This is a genomic window from Moraxella macacae 0408225, assembly GCF_000320365.1.
Taxonomy (GTDB): Bacteria; Pseudomonadota; Gammaproteobacteria; order Pseudomonadales; family Moraxellaceae; genus Faucicola; species Faucicola macacae.
The window spans coordinates 22,325-40,894 of the sequence record NZ_ANIN01000001.1 but is presented as its reverse complement, the minus strand read 5'-3'; the positions used below and the strand labels follow the sequence as shown (position 1 = coordinate 40,894).

Genomic DNA, 18,570 nt, shown 5'->3' with positions numbered 1-18,570 from the left:
GGGATTATCATATGACGCAGCAAAACGACACGTTGCCAATTTTATCGTTAAGAAATATTAAAAAGAGTTTTGAATTTGGTGAACAATCTTTGCAGATTTTACAAGGCATCAGTTTGGAGATTTATGCCGGTGAAATGGTTGCAATTGTCGGCCAATCAGGATCTGGCAAATCCACACTGATGAACATTATGGCGTGTTTGGATAAACCAACCTCTGGCGACTACTTGATTGATGGCAACCTTACTGTGCAAATGGACAGCGATCGTTTAGCCAGTTTACGCAGGGATAAGTTTGGCTTTATTTTTCAGCGTTATCAGTTGTTAAGCAGTCTAAATGCGCTTGAAAATGTTGCCATGCCCGCAATTTATGCAGGCATGAATCCAAGTGTGCGTCAGCAAAAAGCCAAACAATTGTTAACCAAATTAGGGTTACAGCAACGCCTTGATCATTATCCCAATCAATTATCAGGCGGACAACAACAGCGTGTTTCCATTGCGCGTGCGTTAATGAACGGCGGACAGATTATTTTTGCAGATGAACCAACAGGGGCGTTGGACAGTCAAAGCAGTCGCGATGTCATGCAGATTTTAACCCAATTAAACCGTGAGGGGCATACCATTATTTTGGTAACCCATGATCCGACAATTGCTGAATCTGCCAATCGGATAATCAAGATCGCCGATGGCAATATTATCAGCGATAGCACAAAAACTATCAGCGATACTATAAAATCAACCGAGCATCAAAACCACTTGCCAAATCAACTCGACAAAACAACCAACCAAGCAAGCAACAAAAACTACTTGCTACAAGCGGTTAACCGTTTAAAAGAAGCCTTTTACATGGCGGCTCGTACCATGACGGCCAACAAAATGCGCACGCTGTTAACCATGCTCGGAATTATTATTGGCATTGCATCGGTGGTTTTGGTTGTGGCACTTGGCAATGGCTCAAAACAACAAATTTTAAAGCAAATTAACAGCATCGGGGCGGCCACAATTACCATTAGTGCAGGCAATGATCAAGAAGAGGTGCAAACCGCCACGCCCAAACTTACCCTTGATGATATGTATGCATTGGAAAAACAAAAATTTGTTGAAAGCACCGCTCCGGATTTGGTTATGTCTATGCTTGCCCAAGTTGGCAGTAACAGTAAGACGGTGCAAGTAGACGGCGTGGGTGTCAATCATCACCGTTTACAAAATGTGCGTTTCATTGCAGGTGGTATGTTTAACCAAAGTGATTTGGATAGTTTTAGCCAGCACATTGTGATTAGTGATAAAACCAAAAAAGCCTTATTTCCAACAACCGATGCACTGGGGCAAATCGTGATTTTAAATGGCGTGCCAAATCGTGTGGTGGGTGTTTTTGCTTATAATGGCATTGAGGGCAATTATGATCGGAATTTAAAAATTTGGTTGCCGTATCGCACCTATCAAGCTCGTTTTGCAGGGCAATCACCGGATTTAAGCAGTATGACGGTTTTACTCAAAAAAGGCTATTCTTCTGCCCTTGCCAGTGAAAGCATTACCCAAATTTTAACCAAACGCCACGGTAAAAAAGACTTTACTCTGTTTAATAGTGATAGCCTTACCAAAGCTGTGGAAAAAACAGCGGAATCGTTGACATTGTTAATCAGTGCTATTGCGGTAATTTCCTTGCTTGTTGGCGGTATTGGCGTGATGAATATTATGCTTGTTTCGGTTACCGAACGCACAGGCGAGATCGGCGTGCGTATGGCGGTTGGAGCAACTTATCAAGACATCGTGCAACAGTTTTTGATAGAGGCAATGGTGGTCTGTGCTATTGGTGGCATGATTGGAGTATTGTTGGCATTTGGATTTGGACTGGCCTTGGGTTTTTTTAACATACAAGTTATTTTTTCTGTTCAATCCATTGTCATTGCTGTGGCATGTTCTAGTGTCATTGGACTGATTTTTGGTTTTATGCCAGCACACCGTGGGGCAAAAATGAACCCTATTGACGCACTAAACAAAGGATAAATCATGCTTAAGGTAAAATGTTTTATCGTGGTATTCGGTTTTGGCTTGTTGACAGCTTGCCAAACCATGCACTCACAGCCAGTCATTGCTGATAAAGTTATGCCAAATAGCTCTTTAAAACCGTATTGTGCAACAGATCATCAAACATTTTGTCAAGAAAATTGGTGGCATGTGTTTCACGATGATGTGTTAAATGACTATATGCAAGATTTGGTTAACAATAATCATGATTTGTTAATTGCTACTTTAACATTACAAAAGTCTATATTGCACCAACAAAAAACCAAAGACAACAAAAAAATTGCACTAAATCACAAAGCGGATATCAATCAACAACAGCAAACATCTCTAAAAACTGGAAAAACCAGCCACAACACTCAATTTAATGTGGATCTGAATGCCAGTTGGGAGCTTGATTTATGGGGCAAATTACAATTACAACAAAACATCAGCACTTGGGAAAAAAATGCACTGGAATCTGATCGTCAGGCGGTGTTTTTAACCCTAACAGCCAATGCATTACGCGAGTATTTTAACCTAATTGCGATTAATAAAAAATTAACCGACAATCAACAAGCACTACAATTTCAACAACAGCAGCATCAGTATTTACAAAAACAGTTGCAATTTGGTTTTATTGCACAGGCGGATTTATTGCCAACTGAACAAACCATTTACAATCTGAAGCAAACGGCGATTAACCTGGTAAATCAAAAAAATGACAGCCTGAATACGTTGGCAATACTTAGTCATAGCAGGGTTGATAAACTTGCACAAGCCTTTACCGATCAACAAAATTTGCCACAATTGCAAAATGATTTTGAACAATTGCCCATAAATAGCATTCAAAACCGTCCTGATATCCAAGCATTGCTTTGGCGCTTATCCGTAAGCCTTGAACAAGCAACGATACTCAAAAAAAACCAATACCCAACCTTGGTTTTAACCACTGGGATAAGCTCGCATACTGCCAATTTAATTGATTTGTTAAAAGTGCCGGTGTTAAACTGGGGCATTGCACTGAATTTGCCAAATTTTAATGCCAAGGATTATCAGCATCAGGTGCAACTTGCTAAAATCGATGAAAAAATTGCCGCCTCCAATTACCGTGAAGCGGTGCATAAAGCACTGGTCGATGTACAAAATAAATTAACACACTGGGAAAACCAACAGCAAAATCATGCAATTATGCTAAAATCTGCACAACTTGCCAAAAAGCAACTGGATTACCAACAAAAACGTTTTGAACTCGGGTTTATTTCTGCCAAAGCATTAGAAGAAAGTAGAGAGACTTATCGCCAAAGCCAAGTTGCACTGATTGACAGCTTGGCTAATCAAGCCCAAACTGTTGTTGGAATTTATCAAGCAATTGGCGGACGGATTGACAAACAACAAAACGCAATGTTACATGACAAAAACACAAATCAGTAAATTTAGCATTTGTTACAAAAGTTACTGTTACAAAAGTTACAAGTTAGCCAAAAAATATTGCACAGCCGATCTAGAATTGCAAGAAAAATTTGGTGATAATAGTACGTATTTATTTTATCTTTTTTAATTTAATTTTTTTATTTAACTAAAAACCCAACTTATAAGATTGTAGAAACGATTATGTTAAAACAAGTTACCACCTCTGTATCAATTGCTGTTTTGCTCATGTCTGCACCGCTGATAACAAGCATTGCAACTGCCCAAGCCAAACCTGCCAGTGAGGCCACTGCTTCAAAAAACTTAAATAATTTATTAATTAATGTTAAAAGTATGAGTGCTGATTTTAGCCAAAGCACCAAAACTGCAAAATCCACCAATCGCAGTTTTAGCGGAACGATGGTAATGCAACGCCCTAATAATTTTCGTTGGCATACCACAGGCAATGCTGAACAACTGGTGATAGCAGACGGCCATACGCTGTGGATTTATGACAAAGATTTGCAACAAGCCACGCGCCAAAGCGTAAACAGCCAAATGGGCGATACTCCGGCCTTGTTGCTATCTGGTGATCCTGCCAAAATTGCTGCCAATTTTAAAGTAACTCAGCCTGATGTCAATAAAAACTACTATGTGTTACAACCAAAATCCAGCAATGCCAATTTTAAAAGCCTAAGTTTGTCTTTTAGTCATGGCAATCCTGTGATGATGGTGCTAAATGACAATTTGGGGCAAACCACAAACATAAAATTTAGCAATGTAAAACGCAATATGAATGTAGAGGCAAGCCAATTTACCTTTTCACCACCAAAAGGTGTAGATGTGATTGACCAGTAATTATTTGTCGTAATTTGTTACAATTTTTTGTGCGTGTGCTGTGCTGGTATTTCTCCAAACCTTGGGGATTACTAGCATTTTTTATTTAAAAGGAGTATAATTATCACGCTTCGCCAGTTGATAGCGTTTAAAATTAAATATTACCCAGCTTATGTTGTGTGTTGCTAAATTTTGCAATATTTTTTTATATTTTGTTGTTTTTTATAAAAATTTGTATAAAAAAGATCAATATCAAAACTGGGTGTTTTTAGCAATTAACCAGCCGATAGAATGTTAAAACAAAACGATGATGGATAAATCGGTTTTTAATGATTTGTTATTTTATCTAAATTGACAGTTTTTTGAATTGACAGTTTTGTCATTGTTAGCTTATTCATTGTTAACTTGTTTGTCATAATCGGCTAGCGATTTCAATTAAAAATAACAAGTTCAAAATCCTTTTGGCAAGGAGTGTTTCATGTTTCCAGCGTTTGATTGGTCGGCAATTGTATTTTTATTGGCGGCAGTTGGGCTGTGTGTCTTTATGTTGGCAGTGCCTCGTTTGCTTGGAGGGCGGTCAAAAGGTTTTCAAAAAGAAGAAAATTTTGAGTCGGGTGTTGTTGGTGCGGGCACGGCTCGCATTCGTTTGTCAGCAAAATTTTATGTTGTGGCGATTTTCTTTGTGATTTTTGATCTTGAGGCTTTGTATTTGTATACTTATGCTGTGTCGGTAAAACAAGCAGGGTGGGTAGGGTTTTTTACGGTATTGGTATTTGTGGTTGAGTTGTTGGTTGGGCTGTTTTATTTGTTAAAATTGGGTGCGCTAAATTGGTCGCCCATTGATAAACACCCAAAAACCCCACGGTTACTAACCGCTCCTGCGAATTTTAATTTGGCAAATATTACCAAATTTAACGGTATTGAAGAATTAACCACCGATCCAACAGGCAAAGTACCTGCCCAGTCATCAGGCAAGGTTAATCAATTACCAGAATAATCTAAGCCCTTGTTATTAATGTAACAGGGTTTTGTTGTTTTAATTCATAAGATTTTAATTCACAAGATTTGTAAACATTGGATTTTTTAAATATTGAATTTGTAACACATTGGATATCGTTATGAAATACACCTTGACTAAAGCCAATCTTGATGCGGATAAATTCCCTGCCGAACACATTCAGATTCTTGACGAAGAAGAAGTGAACAAAAATGTGGTGATGACGCGTCTTGAGGATTTGGTGCATAGTTTGACAAATTGGGGACGCAAGCATTCGCTGTGGCCGTTTAATTTTGGTACATCGTGCTGTTATGTGGAATATGCAACAACACTGACAGGTGTACACGATTTGTCGCGTTTTGGTGCTGAGGTGATTCGCGCAAGTCCGCGCCAAGCCGATGTGATGATTGTTGCGGGTACGTGTTTTATGAAAATGGCCCCTGTAATTTTGCGCCTTTATGAGCAAATGCTTGAGCCAAAATGGGTGATTTCTATGGGTGCGTGCGCCAATTCTGGCGGTATGTACGATGTGTATTCGGTGGTGCAGGGTGTGGATAAAATTATTCCTGTAGATGTGTATATTCCGGGTTGCCCGCCGCGCCCTGAGGCTTTGATTCAAGCGATTTTGTTGTTGCAACAGCAGATTGACAAAGAACGTCGTCCGCTTGGCATTCATGTAAAAGATGATGGCATTTATCAGCCGATTATGCAAGCCGAGCGCGACAGAAAACAAGCCGAGCGCATTGCGGTGAAGAATTTGCGCAGTCCTGATAATGTAAAATAGCTTACTAGCGTATTAACATGAGTTAAAAAATGCCTAAAATAATATTAGGGATGATATTAGCGTTAATGGCAGCGGCATTAAATGCTTCTATTGGTGTTTTTAGCAAAGTTTTATTGCAATATGGATTAAATCCGCAGGATATTGCGTTTTTTAAAACTTTAGCGGCGTTTTTAATTTTAAGTTTAATGTTGATTAATAAACCGTTTGCCAAACAAAAAAGTGCAATGATTAAGGTAGAGAGTAATTGGCAAACTATTTTGTTAAAAATTGCCCTTTGTGCCTTGCTGGGTATTTTTGTATTGTTTTTCTTTGAAACCACTGCTTATCAATATGGATTTGCTTCTAATGTAGTGGTAGTATTAATGGCTTCTGCTTCGGTTGCGGCGCTATTATTTGGCAAAATTTTATTAAATGAAAATATTAATATTGCAGCGATTTTAGGCACTTTATCGGCAATTGCTGGTATATTTGTTATTTCTGGCGCTAATTTTAATGCCAGTGGCAATACAGTTAAAATGCTGATTAATGCGATTTTGGCGGGCAGTGGTTATGGTATATTTTCGGTTTTAGTAAAAAAGTTTTATTTAAATGGCGGTATTTATTTAACCAGAATTTTGATGCTGTTTGGCAGTGTTTATTTATTTGTTCCATTTATATTAAATAACCACGCAATTGATTGGAATTTAATAATTATTGCTAACATATTGGCATTGGCGATATTGCCAACCATATTGGGTTTTTATTGCACCACCAAAGCACTCAATTATTTAACCGCCGCTAAAGTGCAAGTAACCGAATTATCCGAACCAATTTTTGCCACCACAATGGCTTGGGTTTTTTTAAGCGAATTGCCAAATATTAATTTTTTTATTGGTGCAATTTTTATTATTTTAGGCATTGTGTTAATTAATCAAATACATAAAACCTTATTTAACAAGTTATTAGCTAAGTGAATTTTTTTATGAGCATTGACCACATTCACGATTTTGAAATTTTAAATGAATTAAACGCCAAGTTTTCCAATCTTATCATTCAAGAAACGGCAGATAAACTTCCAACCGTGTGGGTGGATAAAGCACAGTTGCTTGATGTGTTGATGTATTTGCGTAAAGCGACAAAGCCGTACGTTATGTTGCTTGATTTGTCAGCAATAGATGAACGGTTGCGCAAATACCGCCACGGTTTGCCAAACAGTGATTTTACCGTGTTTTATCATTTAATGAGCCTTGAGCGCAATAGTGATATTCGCGTGAAAGTTGCGTTACAAGAGGGTGATCTAAACATACCAACCGCGACTTGTATTTGGCCAAATGCCAATTGGTATGAGCGTGAAGTTTGGGATATGTTTGGCATTGTGTTTGACAATCACCCACATTTAACGCGCATTTTGTTGCCAAAATACTGGGAGGGGCATCCACTGCGCAAAGAATATGCCAGCCGTGCTACTGAAGTGCCTCCGTATTATTTGGACAAAGGCAAGCAAATGTTTGAACAGGAGAATCTGCGTTTTATTCCTGAAGATTGGGGAATGAAGCGTTCTGGGCGTGATGAAGATTTTATGTTTTTAAACCTAGGACCAAATCACCCATCGGCACACGGTGCGTTTCGGGTTGTGCTACAGCTTGATGGCGAAGAAGTGGTGGATTGTATTCCTGATATTGGTTATCACCATCGTGGGGCTGAAAAAATTGCCGAGCGCCAAACGTGGCATTCCTTTATTCCGTATACCGATCGCATTGATTATTTGGGCGGCGTGATGAATGAATTGCCCTATATTATGGCGGTGGAAAAATTGGCGGGCATTACCGTGCCTGATCGTGCCAATACCATACGGATTATGATGAGCGAGTTTTTTCGCATTACCAATAATTTGCTGTATTGGGGAACGTTTATTCAAGATGCAGGCGGTATGACTCCTGTGTTTTATATGTTTGCCGATCGTCAAAAGGCGTATGATGTTATCGAGGCGGTAACAGGTTATCGCATGCACCCTGCGTGGTTTAGAATCGGTGGTACGGCAATGGATTTGCCAAATGGTTGGCAACGCTTGGTGCGTGAATTTTTAGACTGGATGCCAAAACGCATTGATGAGTATTTTAAAGCAGCAATGAAAAACAAAGTTTTGCAACTGCGTACTCAACAGGTAGCCCAATACGATGCCAAACAAGCCTTGGCATGGGGGGTAACAGGGGCGGGTTTGCGTGCGACGGGTATTGATTATGATTTGCGTAAGGCGCGGCCGTATTTGGGCTATGAAAATTTTGAGTTTGAAGTGCCAATTGCGTATAACGGCGATGCCTACGACCGCTGTTTGGTAAAAATTGAAGAAATTCGCCAATCTTTACGCATTATTAAACAATGCTTGGATAATATGCCAGCAGGGGCTTATAAAGCCGACCATCCGCTCGCCGTACCACCGCCCAAAGATCGCACATTAAACGATATTGAAACCTTGATTAATCACTTTATTTCGGTATCGTGGGGGCCGGTGATGCCTGCTGGGGAAAGCTCATTTATGGTTGAGGCGGTGAAAGGAATTACCAATTATTACATTACATCTGATAAATCCACCATGAGTTATCGCACGCGGATTCGCACGCCAACATTTGCCCATTTGCAACAAATGCCAAGCGTGATTAATGGCAGTTTGGTGTCGGATTTGATTATTTATTTAGCCAGTATTGATGTGGTCATGGCGGACGTGGATAGATAGTTTAAAAATGCAAGCAATGCAGGATAACGCCAGGTGAAAGAAATTGGTTAAAAAAAGCTAAGACATGCAAACATTTTTATTGTTTATGATGTTTATTTTTGCCTCAATTTTGCACGGCGTAACAGGTATGGGTTTTCCCATGCTTGGCACAACGGCTTTAGTCTTTATCATGCCTTTGTCTAAAGTGGTTGCTTTGGTTGCGTTGTCTAGATCTGTTGCTTAGCAAAAGCGAGTACAGCTTGATTGCCTTATTAACTTTATTGTCCATTGCAAGTTTGTATTTTGGGATTTGGCTAAGAAATAAAATCAGCACGCATTTTTTTAAGACCTTGATTTTTTTGATATTGTTGATATTGGCTGTAAAAATTGGGTATTCTGGGTTTATAAAACTCTAGGCTTTTAACAATTGTCTAATTATTTGTTTAAGCATTGTTAAAAATCTGTTAAAAACTAAAAAACTTACCGCAAATGAATATGGTAGAAACATGAAAATTGTAACCGACAAAACTCCTAAAGTGGATATTAAAGCAATTTTGACTTCTGATGAAATTGCAGGTATTCATGAATATATGCACCATTATCCGCAGGCACGGGCGGCGGTTTTAGATGCCTTGAAATTGGTGCAAAAACGCAATGGTTGGGTGAATGATGCTCAGGTAAATGCCATTGCCAATATATTACACATAGATGTTACTGATGTAGAGGGCGTGGCGACGTTTTTTAACCGTATTTATCGCTCGCCTGTGGGGCGGCATGTGATTTTGATTTGTGATAGTATTGCTTGCTATTTAAATGGTTATGAGGCTTTGGCGGAGAGTTTTAAGCGTGAACTTGGCATTGGTTTTGGGCAAACCACCAAAGACGGACGTTTTACCTTGTTGCCAATTTGCTGTTTGGGTAATTGCGACAAAGGAGCAAGCGTATTGATTGATGAAGATACTTATGGGCCTGTTCGTCCTGATGAAGTTGCCTTTTTATTGGAGCAGTATGCATGAACACACAAGAACAAATTGTTGCAAGAAAGAGCGGACTTGCTCCAAGTCAATTAAATCAACAAAGAATACCCATTTGGGGCGTGGGCTTGGCAGATGGGCAAGCGCCCACCAGTCAGACGCATCCATTGACATGGCGGCTGTTTCATCACAGCGCCGTGCTAAAATTGGCGGATTATCAAGCCTTGCAAGGGTTTGATGGCTTAAGAATTGCCCTGTCTAAAACGCCCAAAGAAGTCGGCGAGATGGTAAAAACCGCCAATGTGCGCGGTCGTGGCGGCGCAGGCTTTAACGCAGGGCTAAAATGGACGTTTATGAGTCCGCCAGATGGGGGCGTGCGCTATTTGATTTGTAATGCCGATGAAATGGAACCCGGTACGTTTAAAGACCGCCTGCTTATGGAGCGTTTGCCGTTTCAATTGATTGAGGGCATGCTGATTACTGCGTATGCCATTGGCGCAAGTGCTGGCTACATTTTTATCCGCGGCGAGTATATTTTGGCGGCCGAACGCTTACAAAACGCCATCAACGAATGCCTTGCCAACAATTTATTGGGCGAGGGCATTTTGGGCAGCGAGTTTAGTTTTGATTTGCATGTGCATACGGGGGCAGGGCGCTATATTTGTGGCGAAGAAACCGCGCTCATTAATTGCCTAGAAGGTCGCCGCGCCAATCCGCGCACCAAGCCGCCGTTTCCGCAAGTGTCGGGCGCTTGGGGGCGACCAACGGTGGTTAATAATGTAGAAACGCTTAACAATATGTCCGCAATTATGCTAAACGGCGTGGATTGGTATTTAAATTTACCCAAAGCCAAGGGCAAATCCGAAACCCCCGGCACGAAGATTATGGGCTGTTCTGGGCGTGTCAAAGATGCAGGCTTGTGGGAATTGCCCTTTGGTTATACCGCGCGCGAGCTGATTGAACTGGCAGGCGGCATGCAAGACGGCTTAACTTTAAAAGCGTGGCTACCGGGCGGCGCAAGTACTGACTTTTTAACCGCTAGCGACGAACACCTTGATTTGGTCATGGATTTTGACCCAATTATGAAAGCGGGCAGCCGTTTAGGTACTTGTTTGATGATGGTGGTGGACGAAACACAGGATATGGTAAGTTTGCTTTTAAATTTGCAAAAGTTTTTTCAGCGCGAAAGCTGTGGTTTTTGTACGCCTTGCCGCGATGGCTTGCCGTGGGGGGTGAAAATGCTCACTGCGCTAGAAGCAGGGCAAGGGCAGGCGCAAGATGTAGAAAAACTGGGCGAATTAACGCGCGATTTGTGGCTCGGCAAAACCTTTTGCGCCCATGCCCCAGGGGCGGTTGAACCGTTAATGAGTGCTTTAAAATATTTTAAACATGAGTTTGAAGCTAAAATTACGTCATCAAACGAGCAACCAATATTATCGCCAACAGGCGTACCGACTAAGGTTGGCATGTATCAACCAAAATCTACGCACGGACAGTCATAAGGAGTTTGTATGGCAATTATTCATATAGATGGTAAATCCGTTGAAGTTGATGGGGCGGATAACTTATTGCAGGCCTGTTTGTCGCTTGGCATAGATGTGCCGTATTTTTGTTATCACCCTGCGTTGGGATCAGTGGGCTCGTGTCGTCAATGTGCAGTAAAACAGTATAACAATAAAGATGACTACGAGGCAGGGCGTGGACGCTTGGTGATGAGCTGTATGGTTAATCCTACCGAAGATATGTACATTTCGGTGAGTGATGATGAAGTCAAAAAATTTCGCAAAAGTTTGGTGGAATATATCATGACCAACCATCCGCACGATTGTCCAACATGCGAAGAGGGCGGACATTGTCATTTACAAGACATGACTTATATGTCAGGACATAACAAACGCCGCTACCGTTTTACCAAGCGCGTACACCACAATCAAGATTTGGGTGCGTTTATCAACCACGAAATGAACCGCTGTATTGCCTGTTACCGCTGTGTGCGTTTTTATAAAGATTATGCAGGGGGTGGGGATATGGGCGTTTATGCTTCCAACAACCGTGTGTATTTTGGGCGTGATAAAGACGGCCAATTTGAAAGCGAGTTTTCGGGCAATTTAACCGAAGTTTGTCCAACAGGCGTGTTTACCGACAAAACTCATTCACAGCGTTATAACCGTAAGTGGGATATGCAGTACGCACCGAGCATTTGTCATGGCTGTTCAACTGGGTGCAATATTTCAGCAGGCGAGCGTTATGGTGAATTACGGCGCATTGAAAACCGTTTTAACGGCGATGTGAACGCGTATTTTTTATGCGATCGCGGACGTTTTGGTTATGGTTATGTCAATCGTTCCGATCGTCATGTGCAGGCTGTTGAAAAAATTGGCAATGATCAAGAAAAAGTAAGCATTGATTTTGCCATTGAAGCGGTAAAAAAACGCATTATGGGTAAAAAAGTGTTGGGTATCGGTTCACCGGTTGCCAGCCTTGAGTCTAATTTTGCGTTAAAACATTTGGTGGGCGATGCTAATTTTAGCACAGGGGTTGGCAAAAAAGAGCAAGATTTGGTACAAAAATGTATTGAAATTTTGACAACCGAAGATACTTATAATCCAACGTTGCGCGAGATTGAATGTTACGATGCGATTTTGATTTTGGGCGAGGATTTAACTCAAACCAGTCCGCGCGTGGCATTGGCAGTGCGTCAAGCGGCCAAAAACAAAGCCAAAGAAATGGCAAATGCGTTGCGTACACCAGAGTGGCTTGCTGAACCGGTAAAACGCATTGGACAAAATGCGTGCAGTCCGATTTTTATTGTAGATGTCAAAGATACCAAATTAGATGACATAGCAGCGGTGAGTTGTGTGGCAACGCCAAGGGATATTGCAAAATTGGGTTTTGAGATTGCCAATCAAATGGCAATACTTGATACCAAACAATTGCCAAAAGATTTAACCATCGACGTGGCAGATAACAGTGATATGAAGACGTTTGCCAAACACATTGCTCAAACTTTGTTAAAAGCCAATCGCCCCTTGATTATTTCAGGAACGTCGCTGAACAGCACGGCAATTATTGAAGCGGCCGCTCAAATAGCCTATTTGGCCGAGCAAAAACGCAGCGAGGTGGTGGCACATGAAAAAACCATTATTGATGCTCACAACACGGCTGTAGATGTAGAAATTGCCAAAATTAATGAACAAAAAGCCAAGCAAAAACAACAAGATGACATTGAACAAAAAGCTGAAGTGGCATTGCCAAAACACATGCAAGCAACCATAGGTTATAAAGACAAAGCCGATATTTATTTGACCGTACCAAAATCCAACAGCATTGGTGTGAATCTGCTGGGCGGTTTATCGTTAGAGGCGGTGCTTGATAGTGATGCTGAAGCGGTTATTATTTTGGAAAATGACCTTAAAAGTCGGTTAAGCAATGAACAGTTTAATCAACTGATTGGCAACAAAGCCGTCATCGTGCTTGATCATGAAAATTATCCGTGGCATCGTAAAGCCGATGTGATTTTGCCTGTGGCGACGTTTGCTGAAGCCGATGGCACACTGGTGTCTGCTGAAGGGCGTGCCCAGCGTTTCTTTCAAGTGTATGATCCTGTTTATTACAACCCACACAATATGGTGAAAGAAAGTTGGCGTTGGTTGCATGCGATTGAATGCGATGTGCAAGGGCGATCAATTGATTGGACACAACTTGACGATGTGGTGAATGTAGTAGCCGATGTCAACCCTGCATTGCAAGGCATTAAAGATGCCTCGCCTACGGCCAATTTTCGCATTTCTGGCTTAAAAATTGCTCGCGAGCCACGCCGTTATTCAGGACGCACCGCCATGCGTGCTCCAATTTCTGTTCACGAACCTGAACAACCAAAAGACATTGATACGGCCTTGACTTTTTCTCAAGAAGGCTATGTTGGCACAGACACGCCGTCAGCTATGATACCGTTCGCTTGGGCGGCAGGGTGGAATTCACCACAAGCATGGAATAAATATCAAGGCAAAGTTGGCACAAATTTAAAAAACGGCGATCCCGGTGTGCGTTTGTTTGACAGGATCAGTCGTTTGCCAAAACGCGAATACGTTGCACCCAATTTTGATGAGGTTATTCCAGCTACCCAAAATGCAACCACGCAGCTTGTGCCAATTTATAACATTTTTGCCAGTGATAATTTGGCCAGTCGCAGCGAAGTGGTGGCATCGCAACTGATTGAGCCTGTATTTAGTGTGTGTCGCGATGATGCCAAAATTTGGCAACTACAAGCAGGTGATATTTTGACTGTCAAAGCCAATCATGTTGTACAAACCTTGCCTGTAAAATTGGTGGATTATTTGGCAGAAGGTTGTATTGGTTATCCTGTGGGGCAAGTGCCAGAGTTGACGGCGGAATTGGCAAAAGATGACGTTACGGTAAGTTTTGCGAAAGTAAACCTTAGCCAAACTGTAACAATGGAGGCACTATAAATGGAACATACATTAAGACAAATGCCAAATTTGCCAGGCTGGCTGTCAGGTTGGTTGGATCCCGCTTGGTGGGAGGTGATTTTTTTGGTCGGGCAATCGGTCATCATCTTTTTGGCTGTGGTGATTTTTGCAGCCTTAATGATACCTTATGAACGCCGTATGCTTGCCTTATGGCAGGATCGTTATGGCCCTAACCGCGTGGGTTGGCAAGGTTCATTGCAAGTGGCAGCCGATATGTTAAAAATCTTTTTTAAAGAAGATTGGACACCAAAATTTGCTGATAAGTTTATTTTTGTGCTTGCACCTGCGATTGCAATGTTTACCGCCTTGGCAGGATTTGTGATTATACCAATTACACCATCTTTGGGGGGTGCAGATTGGAATATTGGCATTTTATTTTTCTTTGCAATGGCAGGGCTTGCTGTGTATGCGGTGATGTTTGGTGGTTGGGCATCGGCCAACAAATATTCACTGTTGGGAGGTTTGCGTTCTGCCGCTCAAACTATTAGTTACGAGGTATTTTTGGGTTTATCACTCATGGGCGTGGTGGCGTTGGCAGGATCGTTTAATTTGCGTGATATTGTTTTGTCGCAAGCGGGTGGTTTTTGGCATTGGAATGTATTTGGACAAATTTTTGGTTTTTTGACCTTTATGGTAGCTGGCGTGGCAGTAACGCATAGGTTTCCATTTGATCAGCCAGAAGCTGAACAAGAATTGGCCGAGGGTTATCATGTGGAATATTCTGGCATGAAATTTGGCATGTTTTTTGTTGGTGAGTATGTCAATATTGTGTTGGTGTCATCTTTGATCACCACTTTATTTTTTGGTGGTTGGTTGCCATTGTTTGATGGGCTTGGTTTTATTCCGCCGTTGTTTTGGTTTATGATAAAAACCTTGTTTTTTATGACTTTGTTTGTTTTGGCTCGTGGGGCGTTAATGCGTCCGCGTTATGATCAGGTGATGAACTTTGGTTGGAAAATTTGTTTGCCAATTACCTTGGTTAATTTGTTGGCAACATCTGCCTTTGTGTTGGTTAAAACCAACGGCTTAGGGTAGGAGGGTTAAAAAATGTATTTAAATATGCTAAAAAATAGTGTTACAGGTATGGGAACGGTTTTGCGTACCTTGGTTATGGTCGCAAGTCATGCCACGCGTAAGCGCGATACGATTTTATACCCTGAACAGCCTGTGCCAGTTCCGCCGCGTTTTCGTGGACGCATTGTGCTTACGCGTGATCCAGATGGTGATGAACGTTGCGTGGCTTGTAATCTATGTGCAGTTGCATGCCCTGTTGGTTGTATTTCTTTACAAAAAGCAGAACGCGAAGATGGGCGTTGGTATCCTGAGTTTTTTCGCATTAATTTTAGCCGCTGTATTTTTTGTGGTATGTGCGAGGAGGCTTGTCCAACCACGGCGATTCAAATGACCCCTGATTTTGAACTTGGTGAGTATAACCGCCAAGATTTGGTGTATGAAAAACAGCATTTATTAATTTCAGGGCCTGGCAAATTCCCCGATTATAATTATTACCGCGTAACAGGTATGGCAATTAAAGACAAACCAAAAGGGGCGGCACAAAATGAAGCCGATCCGATTGATTTACGGAGTTTATTACCATGAATGACGTTGTTTTTTCGGGATCGGTTTTTGGGTTTTATGTGTTGTCTGTAATTGCTGTAATTGCCAGTTTACGCGTGATAAGTCAGCCAAACCCTGTACATGCTTTGTTAAATATGATAGTAACTTTACTGGCTTTGGCGGGGGTGTTTTTTGCGATCGGTGCACCGTTTGCAGGAGCACTTGAAATTATCGTGTACGCTGGGGCAATTATGGTTTTGTTTGTATTTGTGGTGATGATGTTAAATTTAGGCTCGCACAATTTACAAGAAGAAAGCAGTTGGCTTACCTCATCGGCTTGGGCAGTGCCAACGGGTTTGGCATTTGTGATCGGATTGGTTTTGTTTAACATGGTTTGGTTAAATGCTCAAAGTACAGCAACGCCTGCGATGATGGGCGGTACAGCCGTGATGGCAAAAGACATTGGGGCAAAATTATTTACCGAATATTTGTTGTTGGTTGAAATTGCAGGATTTTTATTATTGGCAGGGCTTGTGGCGGCGTATCATTTGGCAAAACGTGCGTTAGACGATGAAAACATAAGTCATAGCAGTTTACAAAACCTTGAACAAGCGACCAATCAGGAGAAAGCGTAATGGGACAGATACCTATGGAGCATGGGCTGATTTTGTCAGTGATTTTGTTTGCCATTGGCTTTTGTGGGGTAATGGTGCGACGAAATTTTTTGTTTATGTTAATGAGTCTTGAACTTATGATGAATGCAGCGGCTTTGGCGTTTGTTGTGGCAGGCAGTCGTTGGGTGAGTGCCGATGGCCAAATTATGTTTATTTTGATTTTAACTTTAGCAGCAGCAGAAGTGGCGATTGGTTTGGCAATTTTATTACAATTTTATCACAAACAACGTCATTTGAATGTGGATATGGCAAATGAGATGAAGGGGTGAAAAATATGAGTCTCTTACCTTTAACCTTTATCTTGCCCTTGCTTGGTTTTATGATACTTGCAGTGATGCGCGATCGTTTAAGCGAAAAGCTAGCAACCTTAATCGGCGTTGGCAGTATGGGCTTGTCTGCTCTGTGTGCTTTGATTGTGGGCGTTAATTTTGTTGTCAATCAAGCCGATAATCCTGTTGTGCATATACCGCTGTGGACATGGATACAAGTGGGTGATTTTGCACCAAATTTTGGCCTTACTTTGGACGGTTTGGGTGTTACCATGCTTGGTGTGATTACAGGCGTGGGTTTTTTGATTCATCTGTTTGCGTCTTGGTATATGCGTGGTGAAGTTGGTTTTGCACGCTTTTTTAGCTATATGAATTTATTTGTTGCAAGTATGTTGTTGTTGGTGCTTGCGGATAATTTGTTGCTTTTGTATTTGGGCTGGGAGGGCGTTGGCATTTGTTCTTATTTGCTGATTGGTTTTTATTATACCAATCGTGCCAATGGGCGTGCTGCGATGAAAGCCTTTACAGTAACGCGTGTTGGTGATGTGTTTTTGGCATTTGGCTTGTTTTTGTTGTTTTATAAAGTTGGAACGCTAAACATACACGAAATTATCACGCGTGTGCCAGAGATTTTTGCACAAAACAGTCAAGCCTTACAAATAACCGCGATCATGTTGGTACTTGGGGCGATGGGTAAATCAGCACAGATTCCACTACATTCTTGGCTTGCCGATGCGATGGCAGGCCCTACGCCTGTTTCAGCACTCATTCACGCTGCGACTATGGTAACCGCAGGTGTGTATTTGATTGCACGTTTGCATCCAATTTTTATCTTAACCCCTGATGTTTTGTTAAATTGGGTTGGTTTTGTTGGTGCAATAACCTTGTTGGTTGCAGGGTTTTGTGCGTTGGCACAGACAGATATTAAACGCATTTTGGCTTATTCTACTATGAGTCAAATTGGCTATATGTTTTTGGCATTGGGCGTTGGAGCTTGGCAAGTGGCGGTGTTTCATCTGATGACTCACGCATTTTTTAAGGCCTTGTTGTTCTTGGCATCGGGCGCTGTGATTTTAAGTGTGCATCACGAACAGAACATTTTTAAAATGGGCGGCCTTGCCAAAAAAATTCCATTGGTGTTTTGGAGTTTTGTTGTGGGTGGCGGTGCGTTGGCGGCTATTCCTTTTGTAACCGTGGGTTTTTATTCAAAAGATGCGATTATTTGGGAAACTTTTGCCACAGACAATATGCACCTGTTTTACATGGCGGTGTTTGGGGCGTTTTTGACCTCAATTTATACATTTCGCATGATTTGGTTTACCTTTTTTGGTGAAGAAAAAACTCATGCTCATGCGTTATCAGGGTTGTCTTACCAAATTCCGCTCGTGGTTTTGTTAATTTTATCAACTTTTGTCGGTGCTTGGATAACGCCGCCGCTTGATGGGGTATTGCCTTTAAGTCAAGGGGTGTTGCAAGAGCAAGCAGGGCATGCTCATGGCAAACACAGTGCAGAATTTATTGCGATGGGTGCGATGGCATTTGGTTTTTTTGTGGCTTGGTTTTTATATGTGGCAAACAAAGGGCAAATGTTGACAAAATTTAAACAGTCTGGGGTTGGTAGTGCGATGTATTATTGGTGCTACAATGGTTTGGGTTTTGATGCCTTGTATGATTTGGTGTTTGTTAAGCCGTTCTTGTTCATTGGACGTTTGTTAAAATCTGACCCTGTAGACAAAGCGTGGAATGTATTGCCTGCATTAGCAATTATGGGCAATCGTGTGGCAAGTTTATGCCAGTCAGGATCGCTTCGTGGCTATGCGATTAGTTTTGGTTTAGGCATGGCGGTTTTATTGGTGTTGGTAATGATGAAGATAGGGAATTAATTG

Annotated in this window: 15 protein-coding genes and 1 pseudogene; all 16 read left to right on the top strand. The window is 41.6% G+C overall.

The genetic code is table 11. The features are described from left to right. Positions 1–11: 11 nt before the first annotated feature. The 16 genes and pseudogenes from MOMA_RS00170 to nuoL all read left to right on the top strand — a co-directional run bounded on the left by MOMA_RS00170 (position 12) and on the right by nuoL (position 18,567). Complete coding sequence (locus tag MOMA_RS00170; RefSeq protein WP_009501163.1) at positions 12–2,003, top strand: MacB family efflux pump subunit; 1,992 nt, start codon at positions 12–14, stop codon at positions 2,001–2,003. A 3-nt stretch (positions 2,004–2,006) separates the two neighbouring features. After that, positions 2,007–3,434: a TolC family protein gene (locus MOMA_RS00165; protein ID WP_009501162.1), complete on the top strand. Its 1,428-nt coding sequence runs from the start codon at positions 2,007–2,009 to the stop codon at positions 3,432–3,434. A 180-nt stretch (positions 3,435–3,614) separates the two neighbouring features. Next, the gene (gene lolA, locus MOMA_RS00160; protein WP_009501161.1) at positions 3,615–4,268 is read left to right on the top strand and encodes an outer membrane lipoprotein chaperone LolA; all 654 of its coding nucleotides are present in this window, start codon (positions 3,615–3,617) and stop codon (positions 4,266–4,268) included. A gap of 457 nt (positions 4,269–4,725) precedes the next feature. Then, complete coding sequence (ndhC, locus tag MOMA_RS00155; protein ID WP_009501160.1) at positions 4,726–5,244, top strand: NADH-quinone oxidoreductase subunit A; 519 nt, start codon at positions 4,726–4,728, stop codon at positions 5,242–5,244. A gap of 121 nt (positions 5,245–5,365) precedes the next feature. Beyond that, a complete protein-coding gene (locus MOMA_RS00150; RefSeq protein WP_009501159.1) occupies positions 5,366–6,028 on the top strand; it encodes a NuoB/complex I 20 kDa subunit family protein in 663 nt (220 codons plus the stop codon). Positions 6,029–6,057: 29 nt separating this feature from the next. Continuing rightward, positions 6,058–6,981 carry a DMT family transporter gene (locus MOMA_RS00145; protein ID WP_040624736.1) on the top strand — a complete coding sequence of 308 codons (924 nt, stop codon included), beginning with the start codon at positions 6,058–6,060 and terminating at the stop codon, positions 6,979–6,981. Positions 6,982–6,989: 8 nt separating this feature from the next. Then, positions 6,990–8,741, top strand: a complete 1,752-nt coding sequence (nuoC, locus tag MOMA_RS00140; RefSeq protein ID WP_009501157.1) for an NADH-quinone oxidoreductase subunit C/D — start codon at positions 6,990–6,992, stop codon at positions 8,739–8,741. Positions 8,742–8,805: 64 nt separating this feature from the next. Further along, a pseudogene (locus MOMA_RS09660) lies at positions 8,806–9,136 on the top strand (hypothetical protein). Positions 9,137–9,226: 90 nt separating this feature from the next. Then, positions 9,227–9,736, top strand: coding sequence for an NADH-quinone oxidoreductase subunit NuoE (gene nuoE / locus MOMA_RS00135; RefSeq protein WP_009501155.1), 510 nt, complete (start codon positions 9,227–9,229; stop codon positions 9,734–9,736). Continuing rightward, complete coding sequence (locus MOMA_RS00130; RefSeq protein WP_009501153.1) at positions 9,733–11,196, top strand: complex I 51 kDa subunit family protein; 1,464 nt, start codon at positions 9,733–9,735, stop codon at positions 11,194–11,196. The genes nuoE and MOMA_RS00130 overlap by 4 nt, the downstream gene beginning before the upstream one ends. A gap of 9 nt (positions 11,197–11,205) precedes the next feature. After that, a complete protein-coding gene (gene nuoG / locus MOMA_RS00125; RefSeq protein ID WP_009501151.1) occupies positions 11,206–14,163 on the top strand; it encodes an NADH-quinone oxidoreductase subunit NuoG in 2,958 nt (985 codons plus the stop codon). 21 nt (positions 14,164–14,184) lie between these two features. After that, on the top strand, positions 14,185–15,219 hold the full coding sequence (gene nuoH / locus MOMA_RS00120) for an NADH-quinone oxidoreductase subunit NuoH (protein ID WP_406564467.1): 1,035 nt from the start codon (positions 14,185–14,187) through the stop codon (positions 15,217–15,219). 48 nt (positions 15,220–15,267) lie between these two features. After that, positions 15,268–15,783 (top strand): NADH-quinone oxidoreductase subunit NuoI, encoded by a 516-nt coding sequence (nuoI, locus tag MOMA_RS00115; RefSeq protein WP_454786178.1) that lies wholly within the window; start codon positions 15,268–15,270, stop codon positions 15,781–15,783. After that, complete coding sequence (gene nuoJ / locus MOMA_RS00110; protein WP_009501146.1) at positions 15,780–16,376, top strand: NADH-quinone oxidoreductase subunit J; 597 nt, start codon at positions 15,780–15,782, stop codon at positions 16,374–16,376. Before nuoI ends, nuoJ begins: the two co-directional genes overlap by 4 nt. After that, the gene (nuoK, locus tag MOMA_RS00105) at positions 16,376–16,684 is read left to right on the top strand and encodes an NADH-quinone oxidoreductase subunit NuoK (protein WP_009501145.1); all 309 of its coding nucleotides are present in this window, start codon (positions 16,376–16,378) and stop codon (positions 16,682–16,684) included. Before nuoJ ends, nuoK begins: the two co-directional genes overlap by 1 nt. A gap of 5 nt (positions 16,685–16,689) precedes the next feature. Then, positions 16,690–18,567: an NADH-quinone oxidoreductase subunit L gene (gene nuoL / locus MOMA_RS00100; protein WP_009501144.1), complete on the top strand. Its 1,878-nt coding sequence runs from the start codon at positions 16,690–16,692 to the stop codon at positions 18,565–18,567. Positions 18,568–18,570 lie beyond the last annotated feature (3 nt).

Excerpts from the sequence above, each read along its gene's own strand:
- MOMA_RS00170 (WP_009501163.1), top strand. The coding sequence starts at position 12 with ATGACGCAGCAAAACGACACGTTGCCAATTTTATCGTTAAGAAATATT.
- MOMA_RS00165 (WP_009501162.1), top strand. The coding sequence starts at position 2,007 with ATGCTTAAGGTAAAATGTTTTATCGTGGTATTCGGTTTTGGCTTGTTG.
- lolA (WP_009501161.1), top strand. The coding sequence starts at position 3,615 with ATGTTAAAACAAGTTACCACCTCTGTATCAATTGCTGTTTTGCTCATG.
- ndhC (WP_009501160.1), top strand. The coding sequence starts at position 4,726 with ATGTTTCCAGCGTTTGATTGGTCGGCAATTGTATTTTTATTGGCGGCA.
- MOMA_RS00150 (WP_009501159.1), top strand. The coding sequence starts at position 5,366 with ATGAAATACACCTTGACTAAAGCCAATCTTGATGCGGATAAATTCCCT.
- MOMA_RS00145 (WP_040624736.1), top strand. The coding sequence starts at position 6,058 with ATGCCTAAAATAATATTAGGGATGATATTAGCGTTAATGGCAGCGGCA.
- nuoC (WP_009501157.1), top strand. The coding sequence starts at position 6,990 with ATGAGCATTGACCACATTCACGATTTTGAAATTTTAAATGAATTAAAC.
- nuoE (WP_009501155.1), top strand. The coding sequence starts at position 9,227 with ATGAAAATTGTAACCGACAAAACTCCTAAAGTGGATATTAAAGCAATT.
- MOMA_RS00130 (WP_009501153.1), top strand. The coding sequence starts at position 9,733 with ATGAACACACAAGAACAAATTGTTGCAAGAAAGAGCGGACTTGCTCCA.
- nuoG (WP_009501151.1), top strand. The coding sequence starts at position 11,206 with ATGGCAATTATTCATATAGATGGTAAATCCGTTGAAGTTGATGGGGCG.
- nuoH (WP_406564467.1), top strand. The coding sequence starts at position 14,185 with ATGCCAAATTTGCCAGGCTGGCTGTCAGGTTGGTTGGATCCCGCTTGG.
- nuoI (WP_454786178.1), top strand. The coding sequence starts at position 15,268 with ATGGGAACGGTTTTGCGTACCTTGGTTATGGTCGCAAGTCATGCCACG.
- nuoJ (WP_009501146.1), top strand. The coding sequence starts at position 15,780 with ATGAATGACGTTGTTTTTTCGGGATCGGTTTTTGGGTTTTATGTGTTG.
- nuoK (WP_009501145.1), top strand. The coding sequence starts at position 16,376 with ATGGGACAGATACCTATGGAGCATGGGCTGATTTTGTCAGTGATTTTG.
- nuoL (WP_009501144.1), top strand. The coding sequence starts at position 16,690 with ATGAGTCTCTTACCTTTAACCTTTATCTTGCCCTTGCTTGGTTTTATG.